This is a genomic window from Burkholderiales bacterium, from assembly GCA_023511995.1.
GTDB lineage: Bacteria > Pseudomonadota > Gammaproteobacteria > Burkholderiales > Thiobacteraceae > Thiobacter.
In genome coordinates this window covers 1-6,174 of sequence record JAIMAL010000038.1, presented here as the reverse complement: position 1 = coordinate 6,174, position 6,174 = coordinate 1, and the positions used below count along the sequence as shown (strand labels likewise).

Sequence of the window (6,174 nt, the reverse complement as noted above, 5' to 3'; positions counted from 1 at the left end):
CCTGGTGGAATTCGTCGTCGTTGGACCCCTGCTCCTCTTTGTGCTGCTGGGGCTTTTGCAGTATGGGCTTCTCTTTCACGCCAAAAGCCAGCTCAACTACGCCACCTTCGAGGCGGCGCGGGCGGGCACGGTGGCCCATGCCGACCCGGCGGTAATCCGCGCCGCGTTTCTGCGCGCCATGACCGGCTACTACGGGGGTGGCAGGAGCACGGCTGAACTCGCCACCGCCTACGCCAAGGCGGTGGCCGATGCGGCCTTTGTGCGCATCGAGATTCTCTCCCCCACCAAGGAGAGCTTCGACGACTACCATTCCCCCCAGCTTGCCGCCAAGCTCAAGACCAGCGCCCGCGTCATTCCCAACAGCAACCTGGCCTTCATCCAGTGCCCCGTCGATGTGCCGGGTTGCAACCCTGATCCCAAGACGAACCGGAGCGGGCAGACCCTACAGGATGCCAACCTGCTCAAGCTGCGGGTGACGTGGGGCATCCCGCGGGAGAAGCAAATGCCCCTGGTGGGGCGGTTCATCACTGGGGTGCTGTCGGTGCTCGACGCCAGTGACCCGGACACTTTCCGCAAGGGCTTGGTCGCTGCGGGACGCATACCCCTCGTCTCCCACACCGTGATGCGCATGCAGTCCCCCGCGATCGAAAACGGTAATGCCAGCCTCCCCCGCCCCGGCAACGACGGCAAGCCCGAAAACCCCGGCCCCCCGCCCAAGGGCGGCGAGCTACCGAAGTGTTCGGTCACCGATCCGGGGTGCACCGTGGAGCCCGGGCCCAATCCCGGCGACGTGGATCCGATCTGCGATCCGAGTGATCCGAAGTGCAAACCGCAATGCCCTAATCTGGCACTCGTTCCAGGCCCATAGCCATGATCGCAATCAGCGCATTGCGCACCATACTAGTCACGCTTCTGACGCTGCTGGCCGCCGCCGCGGCCGGCCAGTCGATTCTGCAACTGAGGCCAGCCTGCGACCCCAACATATCCAGTTGCGCACCCAACACCGCGCCGAAGAAGTGCGAGCCTATAAGTTGCTTCAAATCGCATCAGGAAAGGGAAAGATTCGAGGAGGAGAACAACTGCAAGTTTCCACCGTGCAGCGACACCCTTACCGAAGTTCCGGTCGAAGTGCTGAGGGAAATTTTTCCGGCAGCATCAATAAGCAGGTTGACTGCGATCGCCGACGAGCTGAATGCCGCCTTGAGAAATGTGCTCGTCAAAGGGCTGATTGACACCAAACGCAAACTAGCGCACTTCCTGGCGCAGGTGAAACAGGAGGTGGGGTCGGATGTGCGATTGACTGAAAATTTGAATTACACGCTGGATCAGTTGAAGGAATTTAGCTACTTTAAAGCTCATCCCGATGAAGCCGAACTTTACGGTCGAAAATATGTGTGGTTAGAGGAGACGAAAATCGTGAAAGGCAAACCTGTTAAGGTCAAGCGCAGAGTACTGCAACCAGCGGACGAAGAAGCAATTGCCAACCGAGCCTACGCCAATCGCAATGGCAACGGAGATGTGGCATCGGGGGACGGCTGGCGCTACAGGGGGCGCGGCATGATTCAGTTAAGCGGCAAGAGCAACTACCAAGCCTTTACCACCCAGCACAGCAAGATTTGGCCGGACGACACCCAAGACTTTGTGCTTAACCCGGACTTGGTTGCCGAGGAGAAATATGCCGTACGTTCTGCGCTGGTGTTCTGGAAAAACAATGGACTCGGAAAGATTGCGGAAACAGGAATCACTTGTACCGAAGCAGACAAGATCACGAGCAAGATTAACAAACACACAAAAACCTATGCTGCGCGCTGCAATAACCTGCAAACCATTATGAAGCTTCGATTTTTCAATGAGTGCGACCCGTTGAAGGACATCAGACCATGAAGACCAAGAGATTTCTCATGGCCTTATTTGTTTTTACTCTTGCGCTATCTGCCTGTTCTCGTGATGAAAACGCCACGAAGGCCGTGCAAACCGATACGCCAGCCACCACTAAGATCCAGACACCGTTTCTGACCCCGAGGGAGATCCCGAAGGTTGAAGTCACAAAAGGTGGAGAGGACGGAATTGAGATTTTTGTGCGTTTGATAAACCGTGCAGGAGAATCTGTTGAGAACTGGGTCGCAAGCGACCCAAATAGAGAAGACCCGAGCTTCGTAAAAGCTTTCTACACGAAAGCCTGTGGAAAGGAGGCATTAATATTGGTTTTGCATCAAGGGGTAAATACAGGTGTCAGTGCAGGGTCTCATTTCTTCAACGTCCTAATCGATCCCGTCACAGGCGATTGGATCACCACATTCAGCGCGGGAGAGGTCAGGGACAAGGAAACCGGGGAAATCATCTCCGACGACCAGAAAGCTGTGCTCGTAAAACTAAAAGCGGGTATTACGCAGCACTGTCCAGAGATACTTGACCCCAACCATGCCGACACGGGCAAGAACAAAGAATGGCTACTCCAGTGAACACCGGCCGCCGCGCCTTCCTCACCGCCTCCATACTAGCCTTGCTTTTTCAGGCAACCGGGCGCGCCGAAATCCTCAACGGCCGCAGCGCCAAGATGCACGGCCAGCGCGACCGTGCCGTGTGGCAGGCCGTCAACCGGCTGGCCGGTGCACGGCTTGCCAAACCTGGCGAGCAGATTCAGGCTGTCTTCTTCATCGATTTGAATTGCCCAGCCTGCGCCCGCTTCTGGCGCTGGTTCGACACTCCCTCGCGTCGGCAGTGGGCCACCCTGTGGATTCCCGTCGCCTACATGAACGCTCAAAGCCTCGGGCGCGCTATCTCGCTCCTCCGTGCTGCCGATCCCTATCAGGCCCTCGCCACAAACTACCGCCACTTCGATGACGAGCACCGGCAGGGCAACCTCCCCGAAGCTACCACGCCCTCGATCCAGGAACAGTCCCGCGTGCGTGCTAACACCCGCTACTGGAACGGCGCCCTGTTTCCCACCACGCCGCTGTCTGTCTACCGCAACGCCGACGGCACATATTGGCAACTGCTTGGCCTGTTTTCTGAAGAGGAGATGGACCGGCGTTTCTCCCAGCTCGGGCAGGCGAGGTTGCAGACTTACACGGGCCTGTAGGGTTTTGCGGCATGGGCATGCGAGCAGCCTGTCCGAGCTTTCCGCATCGCCCGCGTCAAGCTGCTGGCCCGCCACGGCCCGCCGCCAAGGCCACTGGCCAGCTCGACAAGCAAGGCCAAGTCATCTACCTCGGCGAAGCAGAGGGCTGCCACCCCGGCGGCCTAGGAGAGCTTCATCCGGAACGAGATCAGGGCAGCCGCCCGGCACAGGGATGTCAACCTGTCTATCAGCGTGTTGCATTCGGATGCGGACGAGGAGAAGCTTGCGCGCTATTTCGCATCCTTGCACAACAGTGGCGGCTTCAGTGCCATTTTTGGCGACTACGCCAACAAATTTGTCGAACACTGGAAGAAGGTCAAATGGAACTTCAAATGCGGAACCGATCCGCGCAACCCATCCACGAGCGAACCCGAACCCAAGGAGGCCCAGGCATGAGCCGCACACCTTTCGTTTCCGCCGTCTTCGCTGCCATCCTGCTAATGTCGGGCTGCGAGCGCCCGGTCACGGAAGCGGCGAGTACCGCCGCGCAGACGGCTCCCGTGCAAGGGGTTTCCTACCCCGTCGAATCCCAGCTCGACAAGTTCGAGTTTCGGCCCAATGAGTGTGCGGGGGAACTAAAAAAAATTGTCGACGCCAACGCGCCGGCCAGATACGACCCTGATGCGTATTTTCCTATTGTCGTGTTCTCACGCCGCGCCGGGCTCACCTATCTCCCCGGAGCAAACCCTGAAGTAGGGGGCGCTGCCCTCAATGCGCCCGACGACTCCAAGTGGCTGAGCAGGGCATCGTGGTACCAGGCCCTGGATCTGAATGACGATGGGCTGTGCGATTTTGTGGAAACCTACTTTGCCGGCGACCAGTCAACCGGGCAGGGGCTCGTCATCGCCATGCGTACTGGGCCTGGATACAAATATGAGAAGGACTTCCGTGAAATCACCGAGATTAGTAAGGGGGCTCTCGAATATTTTGGCGACGAGACGGCCCTCGACTGGCGCCACGGCGGCCCCATGCCCCTGCCCGGCACGCGCAACGACCAGTTCATCGTCTTCAAGATCTACCCCAAGGCTGGCGGCATGCCGTATATCGTGATGCCGAGTTATGACTTCACAAGTCAAAGAAATGCCGATTTCACCTTCTTTGCTGACTTGGATAGTGAATTTGGTAAATATGAATTCGGCGGTGCGGACGCCTTTGGACCACGCCTGTATATTTACCGCTGGGATCCGGCCCTGCACAAATTCGTCGACTTAACCGCCGGCACAGCCGGAAGATCGGATGATGGAAAATTCACCGCCGAGCACCGCGAGGACTTATTCGGCAAGGCAACCGCCGAGTACTGGGCGGTGCGCGCCTATCTTGCCGAACGTTACCTGCAGGACGGGTTGAAGGAGTTCAAGGCGCACAACTACCTCCGCGCCTCGCTCGCGCTGGAATACGCCACCGCCGCCGATCCGCGCAACCCCGATCTCTGGGCCTGGCTCGGCAACCTGGAATACGCCAGCGGCCACTTCAAAGATGCCGCCCGTTACTTCGAGACGGCCATTGCCTGGACGCGGGCGCGCAACCTGCCGGTGCCGCCCACGCTGTATTTCAATCTGGGCATGGCGTATGAATCGGGCTGCTGGAACGAGATGCAGGATCGCCGCGAAGGCGACAAGCCCGGCTGCGAGGAATGGATGAGCCGGCGCGCGCGGGCGGCCTACGAGGCGTATCTGAAAGCGGCGCCCCAGGGCGAGCGCACGGCGGAAGTGCGGCAGCGCCTGGCCGATATGGCGCGCGGCGTCTTCCGCGAGCCGGTGGTGGATCAGGCCATGGCGGGGTCGGCGGGGGCCTTAGACCGCATGGCGGCCGCCTATGCCCAGGCGCAGCGCGAGATGTTCCAGGCGGCCAAGGCGAAGGAAGAAGCCGCCGAGGCCGCCAAGGCCAAGCAGAAACCCACGGCCGCCCTCGACCCCGAGACCGGCCAGCCCAGGGGCGCGCCCACTGCCGATGTGTTCAAGCTCACTCCGGCGGATCTCAAGAAGATCGATGACGAAATCAATCGCCTGCTGCGGCAGAAGGGCAAGACCTTCCCGCAGTCGCGCATTGACTGGATGGTGGCCTACAAAGCCAAGTTTCCCCAGGCCGATCTCAACGACATGATCGATCGCCCCGAATATTACGAAGCCCTGCCGTGGGTGAAGAAATGGCGGGCGACGTATGGGGAGATGTCCAGATAGCGGGCAAGCGGAAATGGCGACCCCCTTGGTTTCTTGTTTCTTTCCTTCAGGCTAGGCTTATGAGACTGAGCGCTTCGGCAGGGCTGACGATGCGGATGCCCTGATATTCCTTGAGGGCAAGCAACTCGTCATCGCCCGAGGGGTTCTTTGCCGAACTGGCGCAAACCCTTGAGGCGCTGTGGAACAGCGTGACCGCAAACACCGACCGTCTCGCCTTCGTCCATGTCAATCATCTGGGTGCGCCGGTTGCAGCCACCGACGAGGCCGGGCGCATTCTCTGGCAGGTGGACTATGTGCCTTATGGCGGGCTGATCCGAACCAGCGCCTCACCCGGCAACCAAACCGCGTACACCCTCGCGCTGCGCCTGCCCGGCCAGTGGGAAGATGCCGAGAGTGGGCTGTACTACAACGACTTCCGCTACTACGACCCGCAAGCCGGCCGCTACCTCAGCCCCGACCCGCTGGGACGGCTGGCCGAGCGTCTGGGCAGCCCCAATGCGTATGCCTACGTCAACAACAACCCGCTGAGTTATATCGACCCGTGGGGGTTGATCCTGTTTGCGTTCGATGGGACCAACAACTCCAACCCGCCACCTGACAGGGACGATTTCTCGAACGTGTACAAGTTTTACCTGGCTTATGATGACGGGAAGAGGTGGTACATGAACGGCATTGGCCGTCCTGACCCGGACAGTGGCATTGGAACTGGCTTGTTATATTTCGCGAGTGGGGATGTTGGGATTGCCTTCACTGCACGCGATCGCGTCAATTACATGCTCGAACGGTTTGATGATTACATGGGTGGATTCAATCTCGAAGTGCAACGCGGCTGTATGATTGCATAAATACCTGATGAGGTGTTTTCCAGTTCAG

At 59.2% G+C, this 6,174-nt stretch carries 7 protein-coding genes; all 7 read left to right on the top strand.

Annotated elements, in window-relative coordinates; all coding sequences use genetic code 11:
• Positions 1 to 868: pilus assembly protein (locus K6T56_12525; protein MCL6557168.1), on the top strand; the 868-nt coding region annotated here is incomplete at its 5' end.
• Positions 869 to 870: 2 nt separating this feature from the next.
• Positions 871 to 1,884: a hypothetical protein gene (locus K6T56_12520; GenBank protein ID MCL6557167.1), complete on the top strand. Its 1,014-nt coding sequence runs from the start codon at positions 871 to 873 to the stop codon at positions 1,882 to 1,884.
• On the top strand, positions 1,881 to 2,462 hold the full coding sequence (locus K6T56_12515; GenBank protein MCL6557166.1) for a hypothetical protein: 582 nt from the start codon (positions 1,881 to 1,883) through the stop codon (positions 2,460 to 2,462). Before K6T56_12520 ends, K6T56_12515 begins: the two co-directional genes overlap by 4 nt.
• A complete protein-coding gene (locus K6T56_12510; protein MCL6557165.1) occupies positions 2,459 to 3,082 on the top strand; it encodes a hypothetical protein in 624 nt (207 codons plus the stop codon). The genes K6T56_12515 and K6T56_12510 overlap by 4 nt, the downstream gene beginning before the upstream one ends.
• Before the next feature lie 231 nt (positions 3,083 to 3,313).
• Positions 3,314 to 3,517: a hypothetical protein gene (locus K6T56_12505; GenBank protein ID MCL6557164.1), complete on the top strand. Its 204-nt coding sequence runs from the start codon at positions 3,314 to 3,316 to the stop codon at positions 3,515 to 3,517.
• The gene (locus K6T56_12500) at positions 3,514 to 5,301 is read left to right on the top strand and encodes a hypothetical protein (protein ID MCL6557163.1); all 1,788 of its coding nucleotides are present in this window, start codon (positions 3,514 to 3,516) and stop codon (positions 5,299 to 5,301) included. Before K6T56_12505 ends, K6T56_12500 begins: the two co-directional genes overlap by 4 nt.
• 110 nt (positions 5,302 to 5,411) lie before the next feature.
• Positions 5,412 to 6,146 (top strand): RHS domain-containing protein, encoded by a 735-nt coding sequence (locus K6T56_12495; protein ID MCL6557162.1) that lies wholly within the window; start codon positions 5,412 to 5,414, stop codon positions 6,144 to 6,146.
• The last annotated feature ends 28 nt before the right edge of the window (positions 6,147 to 6,174 follow it).

What these genes read in the sequence shown, in the direction of transcription:
- K6T56_12520 (MCL6557167.1), top strand. Translation starts at nt 871, where the DNA reads ATGATCGCAATCAGCGCATTGCGCACCATACTAGTCACGCTTCTGACG.
- K6T56_12515 (MCL6557166.1), top strand. Translation starts at nt 1,881, where the DNA reads ATGAAGACCAAGAGATTTCTCATGGCCTTATTTGTTTTTACTCTTGCG.
- K6T56_12500 (MCL6557163.1), top strand. Translation starts at nt 3,514, where the DNA reads ATGAGCCGCACACCTTTCGTTTCCGCCGTCTTCGCTGCCATCCTGCTA.